Below are 26,555 nucleotides of genomic sequence, written 5' to 3' on the forward strand. Positions count from 1 at the left end.
GGACGGGAACCGGAGGCGAAGGGCGTGGGATCGAAGGGGAAAGGGCAGGGTCAGGGGTGGAGGGGGTTGGGGATGGTCACGTAGACGGACTGGGTGTCGACGGGACCGACGAGTTCGTCGAGGCCGCGCAGCCGGGTCAGCAGGTTGGCCTTGCAGCGCAGGGTGCGGGCTTCGAGGAGCAGGCCGGGCAGCGGTGAGCGGTGTCCGGCGGGCCCGGCGGCGGCGTCGGCCAGGAAGCGCCGGAAGGCCGCGAGGAGCACGTTCTCGCGGGCCAGGCGCTGGGAGCCGAAGGCCCCGATGAGCCCGAGGACGTTGTTGATGCCGAGGTAGTAGGCGAAGCGTTCGTCGGTGACCTCGTCGGAGACGAAGGTGTCGCTGGTGGCGCCGATTCCGGGCAGCCGTCGCTCCAGGTCCGTACGGCGTGACTCGCGGAAGTAGTAGCCCTGGTTGTCCCGGTAGCGGCCGCCGGCGGGCCAGCCGTCGGCGTCCAGCAGGACGAGCGTGTTCTGCTGGTGGGCTTCGAGGGCGATGCCCGCGGTGCCGTCGAGCCAGAGGACGGGGCGTACCACCGCTTCGAGGTAGCGCAGGAACCACTCGGTGGCGACGGCGCCCGCGGGCCGGCCGGTGCGGGTGGTGAGCGTGCCGATCAGGTCGGCCAGGCGGGAGCGCAGGCCGGTGCGGCCCGGCCAGGGGCGCAGGGAGGTGAGCGCGGCGATGCACAGGGCGTCGTCGGAGTCGGCGAGCGGGTTGTGCCGGACGACCACGTCAAGGCCGCGTACCGGCTCGCCGTCGGCCCCGGTGACGCCGAGCCAGGCCGGGTCGCGGACGATGTCGAAGCCCGGGGCGCCGGGGAAGGCGGCCCGCCACTGCGCGGCGAGGCCGGTGCGGAGCAGGCGGTGCACCTCGACGCCGCGCTCCAGTTCCTTGCGGAGGTTGTCCCGCCGGGAGTTGGTGATGCGCAGGCCCAGGGAGAGCTTGAGCATGGCGTCGGAGCCGGGGCGGAAGACGGTGCGGACGGAGGAGGTGGGGTGCCAGGCGGGTCCGCCGGGGCCCAGGTCGTGGAGGAAGCCCACCTCGCACAGCTCGGCGATGTCGGGGCGGTGGCTGAGCTGGTGCGCCTGCCAGGGGTGCAGCGGCAGCGGCAGGGTCCCGGCGGGGCCGCGGGGCGCTCCGGCGGCGAGCCGCGCGGCCAGCTGCTCGGCGGGTACGGTCCGGCCGCGCTCGGTCCAGGCCGAGTCGGCGGTGAAGACGTCCGGGTCGACGGCCATCCAGTGGAGGCGGAAGGCGCCGCGCAGCTCCGGGGAGTAGGCGCGGGCCTCGGCGTCGGTCAGGCCCTCCCGGCTCTTGGGGGTGGGGTGCATGGGGTGGCCGAAGAGCAGGGCCTGTTCGGCGGCGAGGAAGCGGGAGCCACCGGGGGCGTCGGCCGGGGCGGCGCGCCGGTCGGCGAGGAACGCCGCGGTGTGCCGTACGGAGTCGGCGACCCGGCCGACGAGGTCGGTGCTCTCGCTGTCCGGCGCGCCGCAGGACCGGGCGGCGGGCGGGTCTCCGGCGGGGTCCGGCGCCGGGGCGCCGTGCACGGCCTCGCGGCGCAGCAGGGCGGCGAGGGTCACCGCGTCCAGGGGCGCGGCGTCGGCGGGGGCGCCTTCCAGTGCGGGTGCGCCGAAGCGGTGCCAGCCGGTGTCGGACCAGTAGAGGACGGGGACGCGCAGGGCCGCCGCGCTGGCGTCGAGCGGGAGGAGCAGCCGTTCGCCGGCCGGGCGGGGTGTGCCGCTCTCGCGGATCCAGCAGCGGAGCAGTCCTTCGGTTCCGGCGGCGTCGGCGGCGACGGCCGGGTCCGGGTGTGCCAGCCGGTCGGGGCCGGGGGCGCGGTGGGCGGTGTCCCGCTCGGTGCCGGTCCCGGCGGGGGCCGCGGCGGCTTCGGTCCCGGTTTCGTCCTCCTCGGAGAGCACGGTGACGACGCGGGTCGCCCCGAGGCCGTGGCACTCCTCGTGTCCGTGCCGCTCCAGGTGTCCCACACGGACCGTACGGGCGGCGTGGCCGGCGAGGTCGGCGCTTTCGGTGGTGTCGTGGGCGCCGCCGCGCCGGTTCTGGCGCGGTACGGCCGGCTCCCGCAGCCGGGCCAGGGGTTCACGGGGCAGACGTCGCTCGTCGGCCGGGGTCCCGTCGGGGACGGGGCGTTCGTTCATCGGGGTGTGCCTCGCAGGGTCGGCGCGGTCGACGCGCGCTGGGCGATCGTGGGGCGGTGGTCGGTGGGCGGGATCGGGGGCGGCGGCCGGCGGCCGGAGCGGCTCGGGGTGCCGGTGGCCGGGGTGCTGCCGACCGCCGGTGCGCCGGTCACCGGTCCGCTCCGAGCGGTGCCGTCCGGTACGGCGTCACGGTCTCCGCGGCGGGCTCTGCCGTGCCCGGTGTGAGCGCCGCGCCCGCCTCGCCGCCGGCGCGCGCCGCACCGGCCCCGCCCGGTCCCCTGCGCACCGCGGCCCCCAGCGCGTCGGCGAGGCGTTCCAGGACCGCTTCCGCCTGTTCGTCGGTGATGGTGAGCGGGGGAAGCAGCCGGACCACCGCGCCGTGCCGGCCGCCCAGTTCGACGATCAGCCCCCGGGCCAGGCACTCCTCCTGGACGGCGGCGGCCAGGAGGGGCGCGGCGGGGCGGGCGCCGGCGGGGTCGGCGGGGCCGTCCTCGTCGACGAGTTCCAGGCCGAGCATCAGGCCGCGGCCCCGTACGTCGCCGACGCAGCCGTACTCGGCGGCGAGCCCGCCCAGCCGGGAGAGCATGCGGGCGCCGAGGTCGCCGGCGCGCCGCGCCAGGTCGTTGTCCCGTACGTAGGCGAGGGTGGCGGCGCCCGCCGCCATCGCGAGCTGGTTGCCACGGAAGGTGCCCGCGTGCGCGCCGGGCGGCCAGGCGTCCAGTTCCTCGCGGTAGACGACGACCGCCAGCGGCAGGCTGCCGCCGATCGCCTTGGACAGGACGAGCACGTCGGGCACGACGCCGCTGTGTCCGACGGCCCAGAACGCGCCGGTACGGCCGACGCCGGTCTGCACCTCGTCCACGATGAGCGGGATGTCCCGCTCGGCCGTCAGGTCGCGCATCCGGCGCAGCCAGCTGTCGGGCGCAGGGATCACCCCGCCCTCGCCCTGGACCGGTTCCAGGATCATCCCGGCCGGCTTGCGGACGCCGCTCTTCTCGTCGTCGAGCACGTTCGCGGTCCAGCGGGCGGCCAGCTCGGCGCCGCGCTCGCCGCCCGTACCGAAGGGGCAGCGGTAGTCGTACGGGTACGGGAGGCGAGTCACGGTGGTGTCGCGCGCGCCCCCGGACGCCGCGAGCGCCCCCGCCGTCATGCCGTGGTACGCGCCGGTGAAGGCCGCGAGCCCGTCGCGGCCGGTCGCGGCCCGTACCAGCTTGAAGGCGGCCTCGACGGCGTCCGTGCCGGCCGGTCCGCAGAACTGGACGCGGCCGTGGTCGGCCAGTTCGGGGGGCAGGGTGGCGAACAGCTCGGTGGTGAAGGCGTCCTTGACCGGGGTCGCCAGGTCGAGGACGTGCAGCGGGGCGCCGGAGTCCAGGACGGAGCGGATCGCCTCCAGGACGACAGGGTGGTTGTGCCCGAGCGCCAGGGTGCCGGCGCCGGAGAGGCAGTCCAGGTAGCGGCGGCCGTCGGCGCCTTCGATGGTCAGCCCGCGGGCCCGCACCGGGACGATGGGCAGCGAGCGCGCGTAGGTGCGGGCGGCGGACTCGCGGAGCGACTGCCGCCGCAGGATGCCCTCGTGGGCGGGAGGGGGTGCCATCGGCTGAGGCTGGGTCACGGCCACGGCGGTTCGGTCCTCCTGCTGCTGAATGCTCTGCTGCTGGGCTGCGGGCGGGCCGCCGTGCTCCGACGGCTCCACCGGACTGCGGGCGGGCCGCTCACGCCGGCGACGGCCCGGCGCACTCGTGGCCGCACGCCGCAGGCGGCGGATTCACGAGGGCACCGAACCGCTCCGTCACGACCGGGCCCGCCCCCTTCCGGCGGGCCCGCCGGCCCTCCTGGCGGACCGCCGGTCCGGGCCGCAGGCGGCCACGGCTCAGCTGTCCCCCGTACGTACCAACGACGCCGCCGACGGGGGAACACGGCCTGCCGGAAGATCCTTGCGACGGGCCTTCCGCGAAGATCCGCCGCGGACCGGAACCGGGGACCCGCCCGCCGCCGTCCCCATCGGCACCGGCATAGTGGGGACCTGCGCCATACCTTTCCGGTGCATGACAAAGCAGCAGATCGGAGCAGGACCGGGCAAGTCCGCCCAAGGCGCGGTACGGCCTCCCGAGGCCGGACAATTTCACACGGCAAACTTGAACAAACCAGGGGGAGTTCACCCATGCGATCCATACGTCGGCCGGTCCTGGCCGCCGCCGCTCTCACCGCCGTGGTGGCGCTGACCGCCACCGGCTGCGGCCCGGAAGGCGACCAGGCGGACGGCAAGCCCGGCCAGTCCGCAGATCAGGGCAGCGCGGGCGGGGGTGGCTTCACGATCCCCAAGGACATCCAGGACAAGCTCAAGGAACACGGCGTCGACCTGGACAAGTGGAAGAACGGCGAGTGGAAGAACTGGGACAAGGACAAGTGGCTCCGCGAGGCCAGTGACTTCATCAACCCGATCATCAAGGGCCTGTGGGACCCGGACCGGGCGAGCAAGGCCAAGCCGCCGAAGGAGCCGACGCCCAAGGACATCTCCGGTGACCAGGGGCGGACCGATCCGGAGCCGCGCGCGGTGCGGGCCCAGGCGGTCAAGCCGCCCTTCGGGCAGAACGCGCCCGGCCTCGGCAAGATCTTCTTCGACACCCCCGAGGGCCACGCGGTCTGCTCCGGCGCGGTGGTCAAGGACCCGGCGCACCCGGGCAAGTCGAACCTGGTGTGGACCGCGGGCCACTGCGTGCACGCCGGCAAGACCGGTGGCTGGTACCGCAACATGGTCTTCGCCCCGTCGTTCAACGACACCGGCAAGACCGCGGCCCAGCTGGAGAACGCCTCGCGCGAGCAGATGTTCCCCAAGGGCGTGTGGTGGGCCGACGGCGCGTCGACCTCGGACCAGTGGATCAGCCAGGGCGGTGCGCAGGGCAACGGCGTGCCGATGGCGCCGTACGACTTCGCGATCATGCATGTGACGCCGGAGAAGGGCGCGGGCAGCAAGTCCCTCGAAGAGGTCGCCGGCGGCGCCTACCAGGTCGACTTCAACGCCTCGGCGATCCCGCAGATCCCGAGCCTCACGGCGCAGGGCTACCCGGCCAAGGCCCCGTTCGACGGCGCGACGCTGCAGCAGTGCACCGACAAGCCGGGCCGGCTGTCGCTGGACGCCAAGAAGCCGACCATGTACCGCATCGGCTGCCTGATGACCGCCGGTTCCTCCGGCGGCCCCTGGTTCGCGAAGGGCTCGGACGGCAAGCCGGTCCTGGTGTCGAACACCTCGATCGGCCCGCGTCCGGCCGGCTGGCTGGCGGGCCCGCACCTCGGCCCCGAGGCCAAGAGCCTGTTCGGCGCGATGAGCAAGAAGTTCGCCACGAAGTGACCGGCGTGCGCCGGTAGGTGACACACGGCGAAGGCCCGCCTCCGGAATCCGGGGGCGGGCCTTCGTAGTGCTGCGGTCGTCACGCCGCCTGTACGTACGGCTGGAACTCGGCGGCCAGTTCCTCGTGCACCCGCGCCTTGAGGACGGTGCCCTCCGCGACGTGCTCCTCGGAGATCACCTCGCCCTCGGCGTGCGCGCGCGAGACCAGCGCGCCCTGCGTGTACGGGACCAGCGCCTCGATCTCGACCTGCGGGCGGGGCAGCTCCTCGTCGATCAGCGCGAGCAGCTCCTCGATGCCCTGGCCCGTGCGGGCCGAGACGAGCAGCGCGTGCTTCTCGTTGCGCAGCAGCCGCTGGAGGACCAGCGGGTCCGCGGCGTCCGCCTTGTTGACGACGACGATCTCCGGTACGTGGGTGGCGCCCACGTCGCGGATCACCTCGCGCACGGCGGCGAGCTGCTCCTCCGGCACCGGGTGCGAGCCGTCGACCACGTGGAGGATCAGGTCGGAGTCGCCGACCTCCTCCATCGTGGAGCGGAACGCCTCGACGAGGTGGTGCGGGAGGTGACGCACGAAGCCGACGGTGTCGGCGAGGGTGTAGAGCCGCCCGCTGGGCGTCTCGGCCCGGCGCACGGTCGGGTCCAGGGTGGCGAACAGCGCGTTCTCCACCAGGACGCCGGCCCCGGTCAGGCGGTTGAGCAGCGAGGACTTGCCCGCGTTCGTGTACCCGGCGATGGCGACCGAGGGGACCTTGTGACGGCGGCGCTCCTGCCGCTTGATGTCCCGGCCGGTCTTCATCTCCGCGATCTCCCGGCGCATCTTCGCCATCTTCTCGCGGATCCGCCGCCGGTCCGTCTCGATCTTGGTCTCACCGGGGCCACGCGTGGCCATGCCGCCGCCCGCGGAGCCGGAGCCACCGCCACCCATCTGCCGGGACAGCGACTGGCCCCAGCCGCGCAGCCTGGGCAGCATGTACTGCATCTGCGCCAGCGAGACCTGCGCCTTGCCCTCACGGGACTTGGCGTGCTGCGCGAAGATGTCGAGGATCAGGGCCGTGCGGTCGACGACCTTGACCTTGACGACGTCTTCGAGGTGGATCAGCTGGCCGGGGCTCAGCTCACCGTCGCAGACCACCGTGTCCGCGCCGGACTCCAGGACGATGTCGCGCAGCTCCAGGGCCTTGCCGGAACCGATGTAGGTCGCCGGGTCGGGCTTGTCGCGGCGCTGGATGACGCCGTCGAGCACCATGGCGCCCGCGGTCTCCGCCAGCGCGGCCAGCTCGGCGAGGGAGTTCTCCGCGTCCTGCGCCGTCCCCGTGGTCCAGACGCCGACCAGCACCACGCGCTCCAGGCGCAGCTGGCGGTACTCGACCTCGGTGACGTCTTCGAGCTCGGTGGACAGTCCCGCGACGCGGCGCAGCGCCGCACGCTCCGAGCGGTCGTACTGGTCGCCGTCACGGTCCCCGTCGATCTCGTGGCTCCAGGCGACGTCCTCTTCCATCAGGGCGTCGGCCCGAAGGCTCTCGGGGAGGCGCTGCCGGTCCTGCGGAAGGGAAGAAGAGGAGGTCATTTGATCCTTTGCGTCGTTGGGAAGCCCCGTGACGGGGCCGTACGGCCCCGGGGCTCTCGTTACGTGACAACGTCCGGACCGCCCGGGAGATTCCCGGCCGCCGTGGCGTCGGCCAGACGATGGTCGCACGACCGGCACGGACCGTCACGCGGGTTTTCCCGGGCCCGTGCGGGTGTCTAGGAGCGCGTGCGGCCCGCGGGGCGCTGCTTGCCCGGCTTCGCTGCGGGCGCCTTGGCGGGTGGCTGCGGGGTCCGGTAGTGGGCCTTCCAGTCCGGGTGCCCCGGCATCGGCGGGGTCTTCGCGTCGTACAGCCAGCTGCGGAAGAAGGCGGTGAGGTCCTGTCCCGAGACGCGCGACGCCAGCGCGGTGAAGTCGGCGGTGCCCGCGACGCCGTCGCGGTGCCGGGTCACCCAGGTGCGCTCCAGCCGGTCGAAGGCGGCCGGTCCGATCTTCTGGCGGAGCGCGTACAGGACGAGCGCGCTGCCGTCGTACATGACCGGGCGGAAGATCCCGGTCTTGTTGCCGGGCGCCGGCGCCTTCGGCGAGCCGGGCGGGCCGCCCTCGGCCCGCATCCGGTCCGACACGCTGTAGGCGCGCCGGGTCCGCTGGTCCATGGACACCTTGGAGTGCTCGTGCGCGTACAGCTCCTCGTACCAGGTGGCGTGCGCCTCGTTGAGCCAGACGTCCGACCAGGTGCGCGGGGTGACGCTGTTGCCGAACCACTGGTGCGCCAGCTCGTGGACCATGACGGCTTCGATGTACCAGCGGGGGTACTGCTTGGTCGTGAAGAGCCGCTCCTCGAAGAGCGACAGCGTCTGGGTCTCCAGCTCGAAACCGGTCTCGGCCTGTGCGAGCAGCACCCCGTACGTCTCGAAGGGGTAGCGGCCGACCTTGCCCTCCATCCAGGCGAGCTGGCCGGGGGTCTCGGCCAGCCACGGCTCCAGGCGCTTGCGGTCGGCCGCCGGTACGACGTCGCGCACCGGGAGGCCGTGCGGGCCGCCGCGGCGCACGACCGCCGAGCGTCCGATGGAGACCTGCGCCACCTCGGTGGCCATGGGGTGGGCGGAGCGGTAGACCCAGGTGGTGGCGGCCGCGGGCGCCGGCCGCTGCCCTACGTCCCGCCCGCCCCGTGCGGCCGGTGCGTGCCCGTCGTCCGGCAGGCCGCGTACGGCGCTCGGGTAGCGCGCGAGGCGCAGTCCGTTGGCGACGACCGTCAGACCCTTGGGCGCGGTGACGCGGAAGGTGTACAGCGCCTTGTCCGAGGGGTGGTCGTTGCCGGGGAAGACGCGGTGCGCGGCGTCGACCTGGTTGGCCATCGCCAGTCCGTCCTTCGTGCGCAGCCAGCCGCCCTCCCGTCCCTGCCCGGTCTTGCCGGGGCGCGGGTCGCTGGTGTGCCGGACGACGATGCGCAGCGGTGTGCCGGCGCGTACGGTGCCGCGCGGCGTGACGATCAGGTCCTCGCCGCGGGCGAGGTGGCGCGCCGGGCGCCCGTTGACCTCCACGGAGCGGACGGTGCCGTGCGAGAAGTCGAGGTTGATGCGGTCCAGGCGGGCGGTGGCGCGCGCGGTGATCTTCGTGACGGCGTCCAGCGGCCGGTCGTTGCGTCCGGAGTACGCCAGGGCGATGTCGTATGCGCGGACGTCGTAGCCGGGGTTGCCGAGGTGCGGGTAGAGGCGGTCGCCGACGCCGAGCGGTCCGGCGTCGGGCAGCGCGGCGGCGACCAGGGAGACGGCGGCGAGCACGCCGAGCGCGGCCCGGCGGCGGAGGGCGGACCCGGGGCCTGGGGCGGTGGGGTACGGGGAGTGCGGCATGACAAACGGCTATCAGCGCGGCGCCCTCCCCCGTGGCTGGCGCGACAGTACGGCACCCGAACGAGCGGGTTCGTGCGTCCGACGAGGCTGGAGTGGCACGTGTGGGTGGCGGCGAGGGGCGAGGGGCACGTGTGGGTGACGGCGTCGCCCTCAGGAGCGCGCCGCCACCGTCGACTGCGCCCGGCCCGCCCGCAGCACGTCGAAGACGCCCGGCACCTGCCGCATCGCCCGCATCAGGGACGGCAGCTTGGCCGCGTCCGGCAGGTGCAGCGTGTACGTATGGCGCACCCGCTGCTCGCGGGGCGGCTCGACGGCCGCCGCCACCACCGCGGCCCCCTCGGCGGCGATGGCCTCGGTGAGGTCGGCGAGCAGATGCGGCCGGGTGAACGCCTCCGCGAGGAGGGTGACCCGGCAGCCCTGCGCGCCGTCCCCCGGGCCGTGCCAGCGGGCGCCGACCGGCTGCCGCCCGGCCGCCGCCATGCGGGCCACCACGGGGCACAGGGCGCGGTGCACGGTGACGAAGCCGCCCCGTACGGCGAACCCGGTGACGGTGTCCGGCGGTACGGGCGTGCAGCAGCCCGCGAGCCGTACGGTCGCGTCGGGGAGGTCGGTCGACAGGCCGGCGGCGTTCGGTCCGGGGTGCCTGGGCGCGGCGGCGGCACCGGGGGCCGCGCAAGGCTGGAAGGCCCCGGCCGCACCGGCGTCGGCCGCACCGGCCGGTGCCGTCTCCGCCCCCGGGTGCGCCGCCAGCCACCGGGAGATGGCGAGCCTGGCCGCGGGGGTGCGGGCGTGGTCGAGCCAGTCCGGCGAGGGGCCGGCGGCGGAATCGGCGGCGGAGTCGGCGGCCATGAGCAGGTGCAGGCTGTCGCCGTCGCACAGGACCGTGGAGAGCGTGGCGAGGCGGCCGTTGACGCGCGCGCCGATGCAGTGGTGCGCGCCCTCGCCGTACAGCGCGTAGGCGGCGTCCACACAGCTCGCGCCGGCCGGCAGCCCGACCGTGCCGGTCACCGCCGTGCCCGTGCCGGCGGCGTCCGGCTCCGCCGCGCCGCTCTCGTCGTCGAAGCCGCCCGCCGCGCAGAAGACCGTGATCTCGCGGTCCTGGGCGAGGTCGGCGCGCAGCGAGGTCCAGAACGTGTCCGGGTCGGGGGTGGCGCGCTGCCATTCGAGGAGCCGGCACAGCCATCCGGGCTGGGTCGGGTCCACCCGCTCGCCCTCGTCGTCCGCGCTCCCCTCGGCGGCCGCGCGCTCGGCGCCGGAGGTGTCGGCGCCGTCCGCGGGGGCGTACGGGTTGCCGAGCGCGATCACGCCGGCCTCCGCGACCCGGTGCATCTGGTGCGTGCGGATGAGCGTTTCCGCAATCGCGCCCCCCTCGCCCGTGACGGCCGTGTGCAGGGACTGGTAGAGGTTGAACTTCGGCGTGGCGATGAAGTCCTTGAACTCCGAGACCACCGGCGTGAAGCAGGTGTGCAGCTCGCCGAGGACCGCGTAGCAGTCGGCGTCCTCCGCGACGAGCACCAGCAGCCGGCCGAGGTCGGCGCCGGTGACCGTGCCGCGGGCCAGGCGCACCCGGTGCACGGAGACGAAGTGCCGCGGCCTGATGAGGACTTCGGCGTCGATGTCGGCCTCGCCGAGGACGGCGCGCACGCGCTCGGCGATGGCGGCGAGCGGGTCGGGCCGGGCCGCGTGCTCCAGGACGAGGGTACGCGTGGTGGCGTACTCCTCGGGATGGAGGATGGCGAAGACCAGGTCCTCCAGCTCGGACTTGAGTGCCTGTACGCCCAGCCGTTCGGCCAGCGGGATCAGCACGTCGCGCGTCACCTTGGCGATCCTGGCCTGCTTCTCGGGGCGCATCACGCCGAGGGTGCGCATGTTGTGCAGCCGGTCGGCCAGCTTGATGGACATCACCCGGACGTCGTTGCCGGTGGCGACCAGCATCTTGCGGAAGGTCTCCGGTTCGGCGGCGGCCCCGTAGTCGACCTTCTCCAGCTTGGTGACGCCGTCGACCAGGTAGCAGACCTCCTTGCCGAACTCGCGGCCCACCTGATCCAGCGTCACATCCGTGTCCTCGACGGTGTCGTGGAGCAGGGAGGCGGTCAGGGTGGTGGTCTCGGCGCCCAGTTCGGCCAGGATCAGGGTCACCGCGAGCGGGTGGGTGATGTACGGTTCGCCGCTCTTGCGCAGCTGCCCGCGGTGCGAGCTCTCGGCGAGCGCGTAGGCCCTGCTGAGGGTGTCCAGGTCGGCATCCGGGTGGTGGGCGCGGTGCACCTTGGCGACGTGCTCCAGGGCGTCCGGCAGGCCGTCGCGGGGGGCCGGCCCGAGGAGGGCTGCGCGGCCGATGCGGCGCAGCCCGCGCAGCTCCAGGCGGGGGCGGCCGCGCTTGCGGTGCGAGGCGTCCACCAGGTCCGGCGGGGCGGCCTGGGGAGGCGCGGCGGGGTTACCTGGGTTCGTGGCCTCTGCGCTCATGGGCACCTCCGGCGGCGTCGACCGGCAGTGGGGCGCCCGCAGTCGGGTGCCCGCGCCGGTGCTTGATGCTACCGAGCCCATCACGCAGCGCTGTCCCGCTCTCGCCCAGCGTGAACCGGATCACCCATTCGAGCGAAGTCTCAGTCCAGGGCCGTGACCAGCCACGCCGGGTCCAGCGTGCCCTGGGCGACGATCACCGCGGGGCCGGTCATCTCGACCGTGCCGTCGGGCCGCTCGGTGATCTCCAGGCTGCCGCCCAGGACGTCGACCCGGTACGTGACGGGGGAACCGGTGACCGCGGGGTCGGCGCCGTCCCTGCGGGCGGCGGCCACGGCGACGGCGCAGGCGCCCGTACCGCAGGAGCGGGTCTCGCCGGAGCCGCGCTCGTGCACCCGCATCGCGACGTGGCGCGGGCCTCGGTCGGCGACGAACTCGATGTTGACGCCGTGCGGGTAGACGGTGGCTGGGCTGAACGGCGGGACGCCGCGCAGCTCACCGGCGTGGCCGAGGTCCTCGACGAAGGCGACCGCGTGGGGGTTGCCCATGTTGACGTTGCGGGCGGGCCAGCTGCGGTCGCCCACGGTGACCGTCACGCCGTCCGGGAGCAGCTCGGCGCGGCCCATGGAGACCGTGACGTCGCCGGTCTTGGCCAGGTGGGCGCGGCGGACGCCGGCCCGGGTGGCGATGGCGAGGTCGCCGGCCTCGGCCAGGCCCGCGTGCTGGAGGTAGCGGGCGAAGACGCGGACGCCGTTGCCGCACATCTCGGCGACGGAGCCGTCGCCGTTGCGGTAGTCCATGAACCACTCGGCCTCGCCGGCCAGGGCGCGGGCCTCGGGGTCGGCGGCGGAGCGCACCACGCGCAGCAGGCCGTCGCCGCCGATGCCGGCCCGGCGGTCGCAGATCCGCGCGACGGCGGCGGGGCTCAGCTCCAGGACGCCGTCCGGGTCGGGGACGATCACGAAGTCGTTCTCCGTGCCGTGGCCCTTGAGGAAGGCGATGCCGCGCCCGGGGCCGCCGGCGGCGGCCGGCTCGCTGTCCACTGCGGTCCCCGTGGCCTGTGCGTTGGTCATGTCTGCATCGTACGGCCAGGCACCGACAGTCAGTGCAGGCGGGCGACCCGCCACACGGCCAGCAGCGCCAGGACCACCACGACCGCGGCGTACGCGAGGACGACCCGCCAGTCCGGGCGGCGGCCGGAGCCGCGGGCGGGCAGGCCGGGCCAGGTGTGGCCGACCCGGCGGGCGGCCATCATGCCCCAGCCGGCGGCGCAGCCGAACAGCAGCAGGCCGAGCATGGAGATCACCGAGCCGCCGTCGCCGCCGAACTCGAAGGCGAGCGGGAAGGCGAACATCAGCGAGCCCAGGATGGCCAGCCCCACGATCGGCGCGAGCTGCCAGACGCGCAGCCGGCGCGGCGGGCGCAGCTCGCGGAAGGACTCGCCGCCCCCGGCCGCCTCCTCGGGGCCGTCGGCGGCCTCCAGTGACGCGGGGCGCGCCGGTTCGTCCAGCAGACCGGGCCCGCCGGCCGCGGCGGGGTCCAGGGCAGGGCTGTCCGGACGCTCGGCGTCGGGCCCGTCCTGGGCCAGCGACTCCGTCGCGTCCTGCGGTCCGTCTCTTCGCCCGTCCGGTTGCTGCGGTCTGTTGCGAGGGCCGGCCTCCATCGCCACGCGCCCTCCCCACTCCCGACTGCACGCCTCGATCGAAGGTCGATGATGACACGCTCCCGGCGGCCCGGATGACGGGCGGAGCGTCCCGATGCCATGACGTGATCAGGCTGTGACCGGTCGTTCGACCAACGCCAGCGCCCGTCCCCGGAGTTCCCCGAGGTCCGTGGCGGCGCCGCTGAGCCAGTGGACGCGGGGGTCCCTGCGGAACCAGGAGTCCTGGCGGCGCGCGAACCGCTTGGTGGCCCGGACCGTCTCGGCTCTGGCCTCCTGTTCCGTGCACTCCCCCGCCAGCTGCGCGAGCACCTGCTGGTAGCCGAGGGCACGGGAGGCGGTACGGCCATCGCGCAGCCCCTCGCCCTCCAGGCGGCGCACCTCGTCCACCAGGCCCTGGTCCCACATCCGGTCCACCCGCCGCGCGATGCGCTCGTCCAGTTCGGGGCGCGGTACGTCGACGCCGATCTGCACGGTGTCGTAGACCGACTCGTGCCCCGGGAGGTTTGCGGTGAAGGGGCGTCCGGTGATCTCGATGACCTCCAGGGCGCGCACGATACGGCGCCCGTTGCCCGCCAGGATGGCGCGGGCCGCCTCCGGGTCGGCGGCGGCGAGCCGGGCGTGCAGCGCGCCGCTGCCCCGCTCTTCGAGCTCGGCCTCCAGGCGGGCCCGTACCTCGGGGTCCGTGCCGGGGAAGTCGAGGGCGTCGAGGGCGCCGCGCACGTACAGGCCGGAGCCGCCGACGAGGACGGGGGTGCGGCCGGCGGCGAGCAGCCGGTCGATCTCGGCGCGGGCCAGCCGCTGGTACTCGGCGACGTTGGCGGCGCGGGTGACGTCCCAGATGTCCAGGAGGTGGTGTGGCACCCCCTGGCGTTCGGGCACCGTCAGCTTGGCGGTGCCGATGTCCATACCTCGGTAGAGCTGCATGGAGTCGGCGTTGACGACCTCGCCGCCGAGGTGGCGGGCGAGCGCGACGCCCAGATCGGACTTTCCGGCCGCGGTGGGACCGACGACGGCGATGACCCGGGGTGCGGGAACTGCGTTGTTCACCGGCCCAGTCTCGCAAACCTCCGGGGCACATCTCGAACGAGCGACGTGACGGCTCGCCTTCGTGTTCGTTGCCTGTTGCGAGGTTCCGGCCGCCGGTTCACGGACCGGAGCCCGCGGGCGGCGCAATGGGACGCTCCGGGCGTCCCGGGATTTCGCCCACACGAGTAAGGTATGGAGCAGATATGGGTGTGTTTTCACGGTTTCGCCGTCGTAAGGACGAGTCGTCCACCGAGGAGGCGGCCGCCGCTGCGCTGACGGCGGAGCCGGAGGGCGCGGAGACCGACGCGTCCGCGGCGCGGGAGGCGGCCGGGGCCGGCCCCTCGGGGCAGCGGGACGAGCCGGCGGGCGCGGAGACGTCCGCGGAGGACGCCGGCGAGGCCGCTGCCGCCGAGGGCGTCGAGATCCCCAAGCAGCAGTCGGCCGGCGAGGCCGCCGACAGCGAGGCCGGGGAAGGCGCCCGCAAATAGCACGGCGTACGAAGGAAGGTGGCCCATGGGCCTGCTGGACAACCTCAAGGCCAAGCTCGGTCCCTTGAAGGGCAAGGCCGGTGACCTGGCGCAGCAGCACGGGGACAGGATCGGGCAGGGGCTCGACAAGGCTGCGCGCGCGGTCGACGAAAAGACCAAGGGCAAGTACAGCAGCCAGATCGGAACCGGCGCGGGCATGGCGAAGGACGCCCTCGGCCGGCTGTCCGAGGAGTCCCGCCGCTCCGGCGGCACCGGCTCCCGGGGGCCGGCTTCCTGATGTTCCCGTAGGCCCCGGCCCTGGGGGTGCCGGGCGGCCGACGCGGCGCGACGGCCGCGGAGCGACGCGCTCCGCGGCCGTCGCGCGTGCGGCCTACGACCAGGCCGCCACGAAGTAGCCCACGCCGTACGGCGCCTCTTCGCGCAGCAGTTCGCCGCGCAGACCGGCGTCCTGGGCTGCGCCCGCCAGGACCTGCCAGCAGGCCCGTCCCGACGCCTTGAGCGCGTACGCCAGTTCCGCGTCCAAGCCGGCCAGCGCGGCGGTGTCGGCGGCGCCCAGAGCGCGTGCCACAGCGGCGTCGAAGTCCTCGGCGCGCTCGTCGTAATAGCCCGGCGCCTTGACCGTCCGGCACGCGCTGCCGTCGCCCATGACCAGCAAGGCGACCCGCTCGGCCGAGGCCGCGATCTCCCGGCCGACCTGTGCGCAGCGGTCGCCGGACAGCGGTTCGCCGACGCCCAGCCCCTCGACCGGCGCGTCGGCGAAGTCCGTGCGGGCCAGCAGCCAGGCGCCGACGGACAGCGACGGCGGAAGCCGGCGTTCCGGGGCCGGTCCGGCGGCGGCGCCCAGGCTCACTTCCAGGTCCACGCCGAAACCGCGGAACGAGCCCACCGCGCCCTGCCCGTGCGGTCCGCGGCCGGCCTGTTCGGCCGGGCCGACGACGACGAGCCGGTCAGGGCGGGCCGCCGCGAGCACGCCGACCGCGTCGAGGGCGGCGGCCCGCAGGCCGTCCAGCTCGGGTGCGGCGCCGGAGGCGACCTCGGGAACGAGCACCGGCGGGCAGGGGCAGACGGCTGCGGCGACAAGCATGGCTGGAACCCTAGCAAGGCGGCTGTACCGGCCACGGAAGCTCCGGCGCTGAGCACGCCGCGCCGCCGGGGCGTGTCAGTCGCAGCCGCAGCCCGCCGCGGGGGCCGGCGACGGGGCGGGCGCGCCGATCGTCGGCAGGCCGAGCATGACACCGGCCGGCTGGGCGGCCGGCGCGGCGTTGCGCTTCTCCCAGGCGTCGCCCGCGCGCGTACGGCGGACGGCCCGGGCCGGGCCCTCGGCGAGCAGGTGGTGCGGCGCGGCGTAGGTGATCTCGACGGTCACCATGTCGCCGGGGCGCACCGGCTCCTCGGGGCGGGTGAAGTGCACCAGGCGGTTGTCGGGCGCGCGGCCCGACAGGCGGCGCGTGGCGTCGTCCTTGCGCCCCTCGCCCTCGGCGACCATGACCTCCAGCGTGCGGCCGACCTGCTTCTTGTTCTCCTCCCAGGAGATCTCCTCCTGGAGGGCCACCAGCCGCTCGTAGCGCGCCTGGACGACCTCCTTGGGGATCTGGCCCTCCATCGTGGCGGCCGGGGTACCGGGGCGCTTGGAGTACTGGAAGGTGAAGGCCTGCGCGAAGCGGGACTCGCGGACCGTGTGCATGGTCTGCTCGAAGTCCTCCTCGGTCTCGCCGGGGAAGCCGACGATGATGTCCGTGGAGATGGCGGCGTCCGGCATGGCGGCGCGCACCTTCTCGATGATCCCGAGGAAGCGCTCCTGGCGGTACGAGCGGCGCATCGCCTTGAGGACCGTGTCGGAGCCGGACTGGAGCGGCATGTGCAGCTGCGGCATCACGTTCGGCGTCTCGGCCATCGCGGCGATGACGTCGTCGGTGAAGTCGCGGGGGTGCGGCGAGGTGAAGCGGACCCGCTCCAGGCCCTCGATCTTCCCGCAGGCGCGCAGCAGCTTGCTGAACGCCTCGCGGTCGCCGATGTCGGAGCCGTACGCGTTGACGTTCTGGCCGAGCAGGGTGATCTCGGAGACGCCCTCGCCGACCAGTGCCTCGATCTCGGCGAGGATGTCGCCGGGGCGGCGGTCCTTCTCCTTGCCACGCAGGGCCGGGACGATGCAGAAGGTGCAGGTGTTGTTGCAGCCGACGGAGATGGAGACCCACGCCGCGTAGGCGCTCTCGCGGCGGGTGGGGAGCGTGGAGGGGAACGCCTCCAGCGACTCGGCGATCTCGACCTGCGCCTCCTCCTGGACGCGGGCGCGCTCCAGGAGCACCGGCAGCTTGCCGATGTTGTGCGTCCCGAAGACCACGTCGACCCAGGGGGCCTTCTTGACGATGGTGTCGCGGTCCTTCTGGGCCAGGCAGCCGCCGACGGCGATCTGCATGCCCGGCCGCGCGGCCTTCTTCGGCGCGAGCTGGCCGAGGTTGCCGTAGAGCCGGTTGTCGGCGTTCTCCCGCACCGCGCAGGTGTTGAAGACGACCACATCGGCGCCGTCGGCGTCCTTGGGCGCGGGCACGTATCCGGCGTCCTCCAGCAGGCCCGACAGCCGCTCGGAGTCGTGGACGTTCATCTGGCACCCGTAGGTGCGCACCTCGTATGTCTTCGCACTCATCTCAATCGACCAGGGTACGTGCTCCCGCCACCGGCTCGCCCCTCCCTTTCCGGTTGCGGGGCTGGCAGGATCCCGTTCATGGTCTCAGCTCTCCCCCGCACCGGCGGCCGCCGGGCGCTGCTCGCGGCGGCCGCCGCGCTGGCGGCGCTCGGCCTGCTGCTCTGGTGGCTGCTGCCGCTGGGCGGCCCGCCCGGCCCGAGCGGGCAGGTGACGCTGGCCACCGGTGTGCGGTCGGGGGTGTACGCGCGCTACGGCGAGCTGCTCGAACAGGATCTGCGCAAGGACCTGCCACGGGTGGACGTGCGGCTGATGAACACCGCGGGGTCGCTGGACAACCTGGGGCGGCTGGCCTCCGGGCGGGCGCAGTTCTCGATAGCGACCGCCGACGCGGTGGCCGAAATGCAGCGCGTCGACCCGCGGGGGGCGGCCCGGCTACGGGCCTGCGCACGGCTGTACGACGACTACATACAGCTGGTGGTGCCGGAGGGCTCCCCGGTCACCTCGGCGAAGGACCTCAGGGACCTGCGCGTCGGGGTGGGGGCGGACGGCTCCGGCGTACAGCTGGTCACCCGGCGGCTGATGGCGGCGGCCGGGCTCGACTTCGAGCAGGACATCGAGGCGGTGCGGGTCGGCATCGACCAGATGCCGCTGCTGCTGGAGGAAGGGAAGCTGGACGCCTTCTTCTGGTCGGGCGGGCTGCCGACGTCGGCCTTGCAGGAGGTGGCCGCGCGGCTGCCGATACGGCTCGTCCAGCTGGCGGACCTGATTCCGGCGCTGCACCGGCAGGGCGGGCGTGCCCGCTACTACCGGGCGGCCGTGATGCCCGCCGACGCGTATCCGCGGGTCCAGAAGGGGCAGGCGGTCAAGACGATCGCGGTCGCGAACCTTCTGGTGACCACCGACCGGCAGGACCCGGTACTGACGGAGGCCATCACCAAGACCGTCATAAGGAGCCGGGACTGGATCGGGCACAAGGTGCACGCCGCGCAGAACGTGGACCTGCGTACCGCGGTCTTCACCGATCCGCTGCCGCTGCACGAGGGCGCGCGGCGCTACTACCTGTCGGTGAAACCGTAGGAGGGCGGTGGCCGCCGGCCGGCAGCCCGGGGGCGCGCACGCAGAGCCGTACGCGCCCCGGCGCGCCTCATGCCTTGGGCGCCCTCGGGGTGCGCGGCCCCTTCGGACGGGAAGTGCGGCGGGCCGGACGGCCGCCGCCCGAGGCGCCGGAACCGGTGCCCGCCGAACCGCCGGAGCCGCCGCGGCGCGGACGCCGCCGCCCGCCGGAGCCCGCGGGCTTCTGCTGGGTCTGCTGCGCGGGGATGGCGAGCGCCACCGGCTGACCGCTCGGCGCCTGCGCGCCCGTGATGCGTATCAGCTCGCTGTCGCCCGGCCGGACCCGTGCCGTACCGGGAGTGATCTTCGCCCGGGACATCAGCCGGGTCATGTCGCGGCGCTGCGCGGGGGTGACCAGCGTGACGACGGTGCCGGACTCGCCGGCCCGCGCGGTACGGCCGCCGCGGTGCAGGTAGTCCTTGGCCTCGGTCGGCGGGTCGACGTTGACCACGAGGTCGAGGCCGTCGATGTGGATGCCGCGCGCCGCGACGTTGGTGGCGATCAGCGCGGTGGCCTGGCCGGTGCGGAACTGCTCCAGGGTGCGGGTGCGCTGCGGCTGGGACTTGCCGCCGTGCAGCGCGGCGGCCCGTACGCCCTGGGCCAGCAGGTGCTTGGTGAGGCGGTCGGCGCCGCGCTTGGTGTCCACGAACATGATCACGCGGCCGTCGCGGGCGGCGATCTCGGTCGCGGTGGCCCGCTTGTCGGTGTCGTCCACGTACAGGACGTGGTGCTCCATGGTGGTGACGGTCGCGGCCGACGGGTCCACGGAGTGGGTCACCGGGTCGGTCAGGAACCGGCGGACGAGCTTGTCGACATTGCGGTCGAGGGTCGCGGAGAACAGCATCCGCTGGCCGTTCGGGTCCACCTTCTCCATCAGGCGGGTGACCTGCGGCAGGAAGCCCATGTCGGTCATCTGGTCGGCCTCGTCGAGAACCGTGATGGCGACCTGGTCCAGCTTGCAGGCGCGGCGGTCCAGCAGGTCGGCGAGCCGGCCGGGGGTGGCGACCAGGATCTCGGCGCCCTTGCGCAGCGCCTCGACCTGGCGGTTGATGGAGGTGCCGCCGACGACCGTGGTCGTGCGCAGCCCGACCGCCGTGGCGTACGGCGCGAGCGCCTGGGTGACCTGGGTCGCCAGCTCGCGGGTGGGCACGAGGACCATCGCCAGGGGGCTCTTGCTGTCCGCGCGCCGGCCCGCCGTACGGCTGAGCATCGCCAGTCCGAAGGCCAGGGTCTTGCCGGAGCCCGTCCTGCCGCGGCCGAGGACGTCCCGGCCCGCGAGGGTGGCGGGCAGCGTCGCGGCCTGGATCGGGAACGGCTCGGTGACGCCCTGCGCGCGCAGCGCGGTGAGAAGGGCCGGGGCCAGCGGCAGCTCGTCGAAGGAGACGGCGGGCGGCTGGGTGGACGTCTGCGCGGACGTCCTCGGTGCGGCGCTCTGTCGCGGTGCGGTCGCTCGGGTCACTGAAAGCCCTTCTGTGGCGGGTGGGCCGAGCGCGAGCGGCATGGGGCCGTCCGTCTCGGGCCGCACGGGTACGGGGCGTACGCATGCGGGTCGTGCGGCTGCGGTGCTCACGTGCGGGGGGGCGCGGCCTCAGGCCGCACGGATGCGGACGGGGCCCGCACCGGCCGGTGCGGGCCCCGTCCACGGACGCTGTGTCCGTCAGGCGGGGACGATGTTCTCCGCCTGCGGGCCCTTCGGGCCCTGGGTCACGTCGAAGCTGACCTTCTGGCCCTCCAGGAGCTCACGGAAGCCCTGAGCCTGGATGTTCGAGTAGTGGGCGAAGACGTCGGGGCCGCCGCCGTCCTGCTCGATGAAGCCGAAGCCCTTTTCCGCGTTGAACCACTTCACGGTGCCGGTGGCCATGTGTTTCTCCTTCTTGGGGCGCAAACCGGAGACCGCACTGCACGGCCTCCCTGTCGCTGAGATGATCGCCCCACACCGGAGAGAAGTCCGGTAAAAACAAGGAACGCCCGGGGCTTCCAGCCTCCGGGCGCGCACAAAGTTCATGGGTACCACAACTGCAACATCTCCAACGGTAACACACGTCCGTGTTCCCGGCGGATCCGTACGGGCGGGGCGGCCCTGGGCGCGGGTGACGGCCGTCACGGCGCGGTGCGCGGCACCTCGACGGTCACCCGCAGCCCGTGCGGCCGGTGCGGCGCGAAGGTCATGGTGGCGCCCCCGGCGGCGAGCAGCGCGCGGCTGATCGACAGGCCCAGCCCCGAGCCGGAGACGTTCTGGTGGCGGCCGCTGCGCCAGAAGCGGTCGCCGACGCGGGCGAGTTCCTCCTCGGTAAGGCCGGGGCCGTGGTCGCAGACGGTGATGCGTACGCGCTCGCCGTCCGGGGCCGCGGACACGGTGACCCGCTCCCCGGCCGGGGTGAACTTCAGCGCGTTGTCCACCACGGCGTCCAGGGCGCTGGACAGGGCGATGGGGTCCGCCCAGCCGGTCGCGGCCCGCTGTCCCTCGTAGGACAGCAGCACCCCTTTGCCGCCGGCCAGCGGGCGCCAGGAGTCGACCCGTTCGGCGGCCAGCGCGGCGACGTCGATGAGCTGGAGGTCGGCGGCGGCGTGCTCGGCCAGGGCGAGGTCCAGGAGGTCGTCCAGCACCCGGGCCAGCCGCTTGCCCTCGGTGCGGACCGAGGCGATCTCGTCGTTGCCCTCGGGGAGTTCGAGCGCGAGCAGCTCGATGCGCAGCAGCAGCGCGGAGAGCGGGTTGCGCAGCTGGTGCGAGGCGTCGGCGACGAAGGCGCGCTGCTGCTCCAGCACGTTCTCGACGTTGTCCGCCATCTCGTTGAACGAACGGGCCAGGCGGCGCAGTTCCGGCGGCCCGGAAGCGGCGGCGACGCGGGACTTCATCCGGCCGGTCGCGATGTCGTGGCTCGCCGCGTCCAGGACGCGCACCGGGCGCAGCACCCAGCCGGTGAGCCGGAAGGCCGCGGCGACGGCGGCGAGCATGGCGGCGCACTCCCCCGCGCCGATCAGCAGCCAGCTGTGCAGGATGCGCGAGCGCATCTGCCCGGTGGGCGAGTCGGTGACGACGACGGCGACCACGTCGCCGTCCCGCACGACGGGCGAGGCGACGGGGATGCGGCCGCCGTCGTCCCAGGGCCAGACCTGGCGCGGGTCGTGGCTGCGGCGGCCCGCCAGCGCCTCGGTGAAGGCCCGGTCGCTCTCCCCGGTGGCGGGTACGGACCAGTCGGCGGGCGCCGCCGCCATGGGCGTGCGGTCGCGGAAGAAGACGCCGGCGCGGATGCCGTACAGCTCGTGGTAGCGCCTGAGCTCCGCGCTCAGCGTCGACTGGCGCTCGTCCTCGTCGGGCGTCTTGCCGCCGGCGCCAGGGCGGGCGGTGACGTACTGGGCGAGGGAGGCGAAGCGCGCCGCGTCGTCGATCCGGTCGACGACCACCCGCTGCTGTTCGACGCCGGCGGTGATGCCGGCCAGCGGGAAGCCCAGTGCGAGCAGCAGTCCGGCCAGCAGGACGATCAGGAGCGGGAGGAGTCGGGTACGCACGGGGAGGCGCCGCGGGCCTTCAGGACGCCGGGCCGGCCGGCGTCACGGCGGCCGGGGGTGCCACGAGCCGGTACCCGACCCCGCGCACCGTCTCGATCAGCGCGGGCATCCGCAGCTTCGCGCGCAGCGAGGCGATGTGCACCTCCAGCGTGCGGCCGGTCCCCTCCCAGCTCGTGCGCCACACCTCGCTGATGATCTGCTCCCGCCGGAAGACCACGCCGGGGCGCTGCGCGAGCAGGGCCAGCAGGTCGAACTCCTTGCGGGTCAGCGGTACGGCGGTGCCGCACACGGAGACCTGGCGGGTGGGCAGTTCGATGGTGACGGTGCCCAGCCGCAGCGCCTCCTGAGGGGCGCCCTCGTCGGCGGGCGGTTCGCCGGGGGCCGGCGGCGCCGTCGTGTTGCGGCGGCTGACGGCGTGGATGCGGGCCAGCAGTTCGCCGGTGTCGTAGGGCTTGACCACGTAGTCGTCGGCGCCGAGGTTCAGGCCGTGGATCCGCGACCGTACGTCGGAGCGCGCGGTCACCATGATCACGGGGCTGCTGCTGATCCGCCGGATGCGCCCGCACACCTCGAAGCCGTCCTGGTCGGGCAGGCCCAGGTCGAGCAGGACCACGCCGAAGGGCGACTGCTCGCCGGGGAGCACGGCCCGCAGGGCCTCCTCGCCGCTTCGCGCGTGCGTGACGTCGAAGCCGTGCCGGGACAGCACCGCGGACAGGGCGGCCGCGACATGGTCGTCGTCCTCCACGAGCAACAGCCGCATCGGCCCCCCTTTCCCGTAAGCGCATACCCGGACGCGCATATCCGGGCGCGTGGGTGCATAAGTGTGCGCCCGTACGCGGATGCGTGCGCGCGCCGGCCGTCCACCGACAGGCCACAGGGCATCTAGGACGATGGACGGTGCGCACGTCAAGAGCCTGCCCCCGGTTGGGCCGTTCCGTTATCCAGCCGGTACCGCGGCCCGCGGAAGCCCCCGCGCCCCCCTTCACGCCGCGTGCTGCCCCGCGGCCGTATCGTTATGCTCAAATCCCGCTCAGATGTAATGACGCTGGTCGCAGGCCGTTATTAGGGTCCTCCCCAACCGAGGAGGACGGAGCTGTACGCCGATGAGCGAAGTATCGGTGACCAAGAACGACAAGGGCCCCGCGCCGGCGGGCGACCCGTTGGTCGTGCTGGACAACGTGAACAAGCACTTCGGCGCGCTGCACGTACTCCAGGACATCGACCTGACCATCCGGCGCGGTGAGGTGGTCGTGGTGATCGGGCCCTCCGGGTCCGGCAAATCGACCCTGTGCCGCACGATCAACCGCCTGGAGACCGTCGACTCCGGGAGCATCACGATCGACGGCAAGCCGTTGCCGCAGGAAGGGCGCGAGCTGGCAAGGCTGCGCGCCGACGTGGGCATGGTCTTCCAGTCCTTCAATCTCTTCGCGCACAAGACGGTGCTGGAGAACGTGATGCTGGGCCAGACCAAGGTCCGCCGCACCGACAAGAAGGCGGCCGAGGAGAAGGCCCGGGCCCTGCTGGACCGGGTCGGCGTCGGCACCCAGGCGGACAAGTACCCCGCCCAGCTGTCCGGCGGCCAGCAGCAGCGGGTGGCCATCGCCCGGGCCCTGGCGATGGACCCCAAGGTCATGCTTTTCGACGAGCCGACCTCCGCACTGGACCCGGAGATGATCAACGAGGTGCTGGAGGTCATGCAGCAGCTCGCCCGGGACGGCATGACGATGGTCGTGGTCACGCACGAGATGGGCTTCGCCCGCTCGGCCGCCAACCGCGTCGTCTTCATGGCGGACGGCCGCATCGTCGAAGAGGCCGAGCCGAACCAGTTCTTCAACAACCCGCGCAGCGACCGGGCCAAGGACTTTCTTTCGAAGATCCTCCACCACTGACCACACGGCCGGTCATCATGATTGCCAACTTCCGCTGAACCAAAGGATGTTCACCATGAGGATTCGTAAGACGGCCGCGGCGGGTGCGGTGGCGCTCGCGCTGGCGGCGACGGCGACCGCATGTGGCGGCGAGTCGGGCACGGCCGGCGACAAGGCGTCCGGCGGGGAGGTCTACAGCGGGACGTACCCGGTCAACGACAAGGCGAACGTGAACTCGCCGGCCTGGAAGAAGGCCAAGCAGGCCGGGAAGATCGTCATCGGCGCCAAGGCCGACCAGCCCTACCTCGGCTTCCAGGACACCACCGGCAAGCGGACCGGCTTCGACATCGAGATCGCCAAGATGATCGCCGCCGACCTGGGCTTCTCCGAGAAGCAGATCGAGTTCAAGACGGTCGACTCCAACGTCCGCGAGACCGCGATCTCCAAGGGCCAGGTCGACTACTACGTCGGCACGTACACGATCAACGACGAGCGCAAGAAGCAGGTCGACTTCGCGGGCCCGTACTACACCGCGGGCGCGGACCTCCTGGTGCGCAGGGACGACAAGACGATCACCGGACCGGACACCCTGAAGGGCAAGAAGGTCTGTTCTATCGTCGGCTCCACGCCGCTCCAGGAGATCAAGAAGCCGAAGTACGGGGCGCAGACCACCGAGCTGGCCAAGTACTCGCTGTGCGTCAAGCAGCTCCTCGACGGCCAGGTGGACGCGGTCACCACGGACGACGCGATCCTCAAGGGGTACGCGGCCGAGCGGCCCAAGAAGCTGCGGGTCGTCGGCAAGCCGTTCACCAAGGAGCCGTACGGCGTCGGCCTGATGAAGGGCGACAAGGCGCTGCGGGACGCGATCACCGACGCGCTGGAGAAGCACATCAAGAACGGCGACTACAAGAAGGCCTACGAAGGCACCCTCGGCAAGTCCGGGACCAGCTTCGTCGCGCCGGAGACGCCGCTGCCGCGCGACTGACCCGCGCCACCCGCACCACCCGCCTTCCGTAGCCGCACGCCCCGTACGCCGCCTCGGCGGGCGTACGGGGCGTGGGTGCCTGAGGCTCCGCCCGGGGCCGCCCACCCGTACACCGTCCGGGCCCCCGCGCACCCCGACGTACCTCCGTACGCGGCGCACGGAAGCACCCGCGCACCGGACCACACCTCCGTACGCCGCGCACCGCGCACGCCCCACGCCGGGCCGTCCATCCGTCCGCCGCTGACCCTGACCGCTACCGCGGAGAACCCATGAACGTACTCCTCGACTACCTCCCCGAGTTCCGCGACGGGTTCCTCGGAACCGTGTCGCTCACCGCGGCCAGCGCGGCGCTCGCCATCCTGCTGGGCCTCCTCATAGCCGGTTTCCGGGTCTCGCCCGTGCCCCCGCTGCGCGCCTTCGGGACGGCCTGGGTGACGCTGCTGCGCAACACCCCGCTCACCCTGCTGTTCCTGGTCGCCTTCTTCGTCGTCCCGCAGGTCCTCTTCCCCGGCACCAGCCCGTTCGTGCTCGCGACCCTGGCGCTCGGCTTCTACACGTCCTCGTTCGTCTGCGAAGCCGTGCGCTCGGGCATCAACACCGTGCCGCTGGGCCAGGCGGAGGCCGCGCGCAGCATCGGGATGACCTTCGTGCAGACGCTGCGCCTGATCATCCTGCCGCAGGCCACCCGCACCGTGATCCCGCCGCTGAGCAGCATCCTGATCGCGCTCACCAAGAACTCGGCCATCGCGGGCGCCTTCAGCAACACCGAACTGTTCAACGTCTCCAAGCTCCTCAACGACCAGGGCCGGCCGATCGGCTGGATCTTCCTCTGGATCGCCCTCGCCTACTTGATCATCACGTTCGCCATCAGCGGCATCTTCCGGCTGCTCGAACGCCGCCTGGAGGTGGCCCGATGACCAGCGTCCTCTACGACGCCCCTGGGCCCAAGGCCAAGGTCCGCAACCGCGTCTACACCGTGGCGGGGGCGCTCGCCGTCCTCGGCCTGATCGTCTTCGTCGTGCTGCGGCTGTCCGCCAAGGGCCAGTTCGAGCCGGAGATGTGGAACATCTTCAACAACGCCGGCGTGCGGACCAACATCCGCAACGGCGTCCTGACGACCCTCCAGGTCTTCGCGGTGGCCGCCGTGCTCTCCCTGGTGCTCGGCGTGCTGCTCGCCGTCGCCCGGCTCTCGGACCACAAGCCGGTGCGCTGGCTGGCGACCGGATTCATCGAACTCTTCCGCGCCGTCCCCCTGCTGATCACGATCTACGCCCTGTGGGTGATCCTGCTCTCCTACAAGGAGGAGCTGGGCCTGACCGGCGACACCCCGCAGTTCTGGGCGCTGGTCGTCGGCCTGACCGTCTACAACGGCTCGGTGCAGGCGGAGGTCCTGCGCGCCGGCGTCAACTCGGTGCCCAGGGGCCAGCGCGAGGCGGCGTACGCGCTCGGCATGAGCAAGACGCAGGTCATGACGACGGTGCTGATCCCGCAGGCCGTCCGGGCGATGCTCCCGACGATCATCAGCCAGCTGGTGGTGACCCTCAAGGACACCTCGCTCGGCTACGTCATCACCTTCGAGGAACTGCTGTACACGATCCAGCAGATGGCCAGCACCATCGTCGTCAACGACGAGAACCCGTACGTACCTATGATCATCGTCGCGGGTGCGATCTACGTGGCGATGTGTCTGGCGCTGTCCGGGCTGGCCAACTGGATCGAGCGGCGCGGGCGGCGGGCCAAGACCGGCATCGTGATGGCCGGCGCCGCCGAACCGGTCACCGCGGCCGACGCGCTGGACGTGGCCGACGGCCACGCGGAAGGACCGGCCGACACCCGGCGCCCGCCGGACTTCCCCGGCGTGGGCGGCGGCACCTGAGGCCGGCGG

The 26,555-nt window shown here is 73.3% G+C and carries 22 protein-coding genes; 8 read left to right on the top strand and 14 right to left on the bottom strand.

The genetic code is table 11. The features are described from left to right. Positions 1–50: 50 nt before the first annotated feature. Together ACH4OW_RS31415 and ACH4OW_RS31420 are read right to left on the bottom strand one after the other, a co-directional pair. A complete protein-coding gene (locus ACH4OW_RS31415; protein ID WP_398031180.1) occupies positions 51–2,186 on the bottom strand; it encodes an IucA/IucC family protein in 2,136 nt (711 codons plus the stop codon). 148 nt (positions 2,187–2,334) lie between these two features. Then, on the bottom strand, positions 2,335–3,804 hold the full coding sequence (locus ACH4OW_RS31420; protein ID WP_398031181.1) for a diaminobutyrate--2-oxoglutarate transaminase family protein: 1,470 nt from the start codon (positions 3,802–3,804) through the stop codon (positions 2,335–2,337). Between the two features lie 543 nt (positions 3,805–4,347). Between ACH4OW_RS31420 and ACH4OW_RS31425 the strand changes: the two genes are divergently transcribed. Next, on the top strand, positions 4,348–5,535 hold the full coding sequence (locus ACH4OW_RS31425) for a trypsin-like serine peptidase (RefSeq protein WP_398031183.1): 1,188 nt from the start codon (positions 4,348–4,350) through the stop codon (positions 5,533–5,535). 79 nt (positions 5,536–5,614) lie between these two features. Here the strand turns inward: ACH4OW_RS31425 and hflX are convergent, their stop codons facing one another. From hflX to miaA, 6 genes are all read right to left on the bottom strand, one after another. Further along, positions 5,615–7,102 carry a GTPase HflX gene (gene hflX, locus ACH4OW_RS31430; protein ID WP_360133375.1) on the bottom strand — a complete coding sequence of 496 codons (1,488 nt, stop codon included), beginning with the start codon at positions 7,100–7,102 and terminating at the stop codon, positions 5,615–5,617. Positions 7,103–7,278: 176 nt separating this feature from the next. Beyond that, positions 7,279–8,913, bottom strand: a complete 1,635-nt coding sequence (locus ACH4OW_RS31435) for a M1 family metallopeptidase (RefSeq protein WP_398031185.1) — start codon at positions 8,911–8,913, stop codon at positions 7,279–7,281. 150 nt (positions 8,914–9,063) lie between these two features. Next, positions 9,064–11,376 (bottom strand): RelA/SpoT family protein, encoded by a 2,313-nt coding sequence (locus ACH4OW_RS31440; RefSeq protein WP_398031186.1) that lies wholly within the window; start codon positions 11,374–11,376, stop codon positions 9,064–9,066. Between the two features lie 140 nt (positions 11,377–11,516). Further along, on the bottom strand, positions 11,517–12,446 hold the full coding sequence (gene dapF, locus ACH4OW_RS31445; protein ID WP_398031188.1) for a diaminopimelate epimerase: 930 nt from the start codon (positions 12,444–12,446) through the stop codon (positions 11,517–11,519). A 29-nt stretch (positions 12,447–12,475) separates the two neighbouring features. Beyond that, positions 12,476–13,036 (bottom strand): hypothetical protein, encoded by a 561-nt coding sequence (locus tag ACH4OW_RS31450; protein ID WP_398031234.1) that lies wholly within the window; start codon positions 13,034–13,036, stop codon positions 12,476–12,478. Positions 13,037–13,144: 108 nt separating this feature from the next. Beyond that, the gene (miaA, locus tag ACH4OW_RS31455) at positions 13,145–14,083 is read right to left on the bottom strand and encodes a tRNA (adenosine(37)-N6)-dimethylallyltransferase MiaA (protein ID WP_398031189.1); all 939 of its coding nucleotides are present in this window, start codon (positions 14,081–14,083) and stop codon (positions 13,145–13,147) included. Positions 14,084–14,265: 182 nt separating this feature from the next. On the opposite strand from miaA, the gene ACH4OW_RS31460 reads away from it, so the two are divergent. Next, on the top strand, positions 14,266–14,550 hold the full coding sequence (locus ACH4OW_RS31460) for a gliding motility protein (RefSeq protein ID WP_398031191.1): 285 nt from the start codon (positions 14,266–14,268) through the stop codon (positions 14,548–14,550). 25 nt (positions 14,551–14,575) lie between these two features. Beyond that, positions 14,576–14,827 (top strand): antitoxin, encoded by a 252-nt coding sequence (locus ACH4OW_RS31465; protein WP_360133358.1) that lies wholly within the window; start codon positions 14,576–14,578, stop codon positions 14,825–14,827. Positions 14,828–14,920: 93 nt separating this feature from the next. Here ACH4OW_RS31465 and ACH4OW_RS31470 read toward each other — a convergent pair whose 3' ends face one another. Both ACH4OW_RS31470 and miaB read right to left on the bottom strand, forming a co-directional pair. Continuing rightward, positions 14,921–15,634, bottom strand: a complete 714-nt coding sequence (locus ACH4OW_RS31470; protein ID WP_360133355.1) for a class III extradiol dioxygenase subunit B-like domain-containing protein — start codon at positions 15,632–15,634, stop codon at positions 14,921–14,923. 75 nt (positions 15,635–15,709) lie between these two features. Further along, positions 15,710–17,194, bottom strand: a complete 1,485-nt coding sequence (miaB, locus tag ACH4OW_RS31475) for a tRNA (N6-isopentenyl adenosine(37)-C2)-methylthiotransferase MiaB (protein WP_360133352.1) — start codon at positions 17,192–17,194, stop codon at positions 15,710–15,712. 78 nt (positions 17,195–17,272) lie between these two features. Here miaB and ACH4OW_RS31480 point away from each other — a divergent pair, with 78 nt between their 5' ends. Further along, positions 17,273–18,271 (top strand): TAXI family TRAP transporter solute-binding subunit, encoded by a 999-nt coding sequence (locus ACH4OW_RS31480; RefSeq protein ID WP_398031193.1) that lies wholly within the window; start codon positions 17,273–17,275, stop codon positions 18,269–18,271. Positions 18,272–18,338: 67 nt separating this feature from the next. Here the strand turns inward: ACH4OW_RS31480 and ACH4OW_RS31485 are convergent, their stop codons facing one another. The 4 genes from ACH4OW_RS31485 to ACH4OW_RS31500 all read right to left on the bottom strand — a co-directional run bounded on the left by ACH4OW_RS31485 (position 18,339) and on the right by ACH4OW_RS31500 (position 22,577). Then, positions 18,339–19,766: a DEAD/DEAH box helicase gene (locus tag ACH4OW_RS31485; RefSeq protein WP_398031195.1), complete on the bottom strand. Its 1,428-nt coding sequence runs from the start codon at positions 19,764–19,766 to the stop codon at positions 18,339–18,341. A 198-nt stretch (positions 19,767–19,964) separates the two neighbouring features. Beyond that, positions 19,965–20,168 (bottom strand): cold-shock protein, encoded by a 204-nt coding sequence (locus tag ACH4OW_RS31490; RefSeq protein WP_030020343.1) that lies wholly within the window; start codon positions 20,166–20,168, stop codon positions 19,965–19,967. Between the two features lie 239 nt (positions 20,169–20,407). Continuing rightward, positions 20,408–21,817 (bottom strand): HAMP domain-containing sensor histidine kinase, encoded by a 1,410-nt coding sequence (locus tag ACH4OW_RS31495; protein WP_360138829.1) that lies wholly within the window; start codon positions 21,815–21,817, stop codon positions 20,408–20,410. Positions 21,818–21,836: 19 nt separating this feature from the next. After that, complete coding sequence (locus ACH4OW_RS31500) at positions 21,837–22,577, bottom strand: response regulator transcription factor (RefSeq protein ID WP_360138826.1); 741 nt, start codon at positions 22,575–22,577, stop codon at positions 21,837–21,839. 343 nt (positions 22,578–22,920) lie between these two features. Between ACH4OW_RS31500 and ACH4OW_RS31505 the strand changes: the two genes are divergently transcribed. The 4 genes from ACH4OW_RS31505 (at position 22,921) to ACH4OW_RS31520 (ending at position 26,546) form a co-directional block, all read left to right on the top strand. Next, entirely contained in the window at positions 22,921–23,706 is a 786-nt protein-coding gene (locus ACH4OW_RS31505; RefSeq protein WP_360138823.1) for an amino acid ABC transporter ATP-binding protein, read from the top strand. A gap of 55 nt (positions 23,707–23,761) precedes the next feature. Continuing rightward, positions 23,762–24,670 carry a glutamate ABC transporter substrate-binding protein gene (locus tag ACH4OW_RS31510; protein ID WP_360138820.1) on the top strand — a complete coding sequence of 303 codons (909 nt, stop codon included), beginning with the start codon at positions 23,762–23,764 and terminating at the stop codon, positions 24,668–24,670. A 269-nt stretch (positions 24,671–24,939) separates the two neighbouring features. Beyond that, positions 24,940–25,587 carry an amino acid ABC transporter permease gene (locus ACH4OW_RS31515; RefSeq protein ID WP_360138817.1) on the top strand — a complete coding sequence of 216 codons (648 nt, stop codon included), beginning with the start codon at positions 24,940–24,942 and terminating at the stop codon, positions 25,585–25,587. Further along, positions 25,584–26,546 carry an amino acid ABC transporter permease gene (locus ACH4OW_RS31520; protein WP_398031196.1) on the top strand — a complete coding sequence of 321 codons (963 nt, stop codon included), beginning with the start codon at positions 25,584–25,586 and terminating at the stop codon, positions 26,544–26,546. The genes ACH4OW_RS31515 and ACH4OW_RS31520 overlap by 4 nt, the downstream gene beginning before the upstream one ends. The last annotated feature ends 9 nt before the right edge of the window (positions 26,547–26,555 follow it).

Source organism: Streptomyces sp. NPDC017056, assembly GCF_044332485.1.
GTDB lineage: Bacteria > Actinomycetota > Actinomycetes > Streptomycetales > Streptomycetaceae > Streptomyces.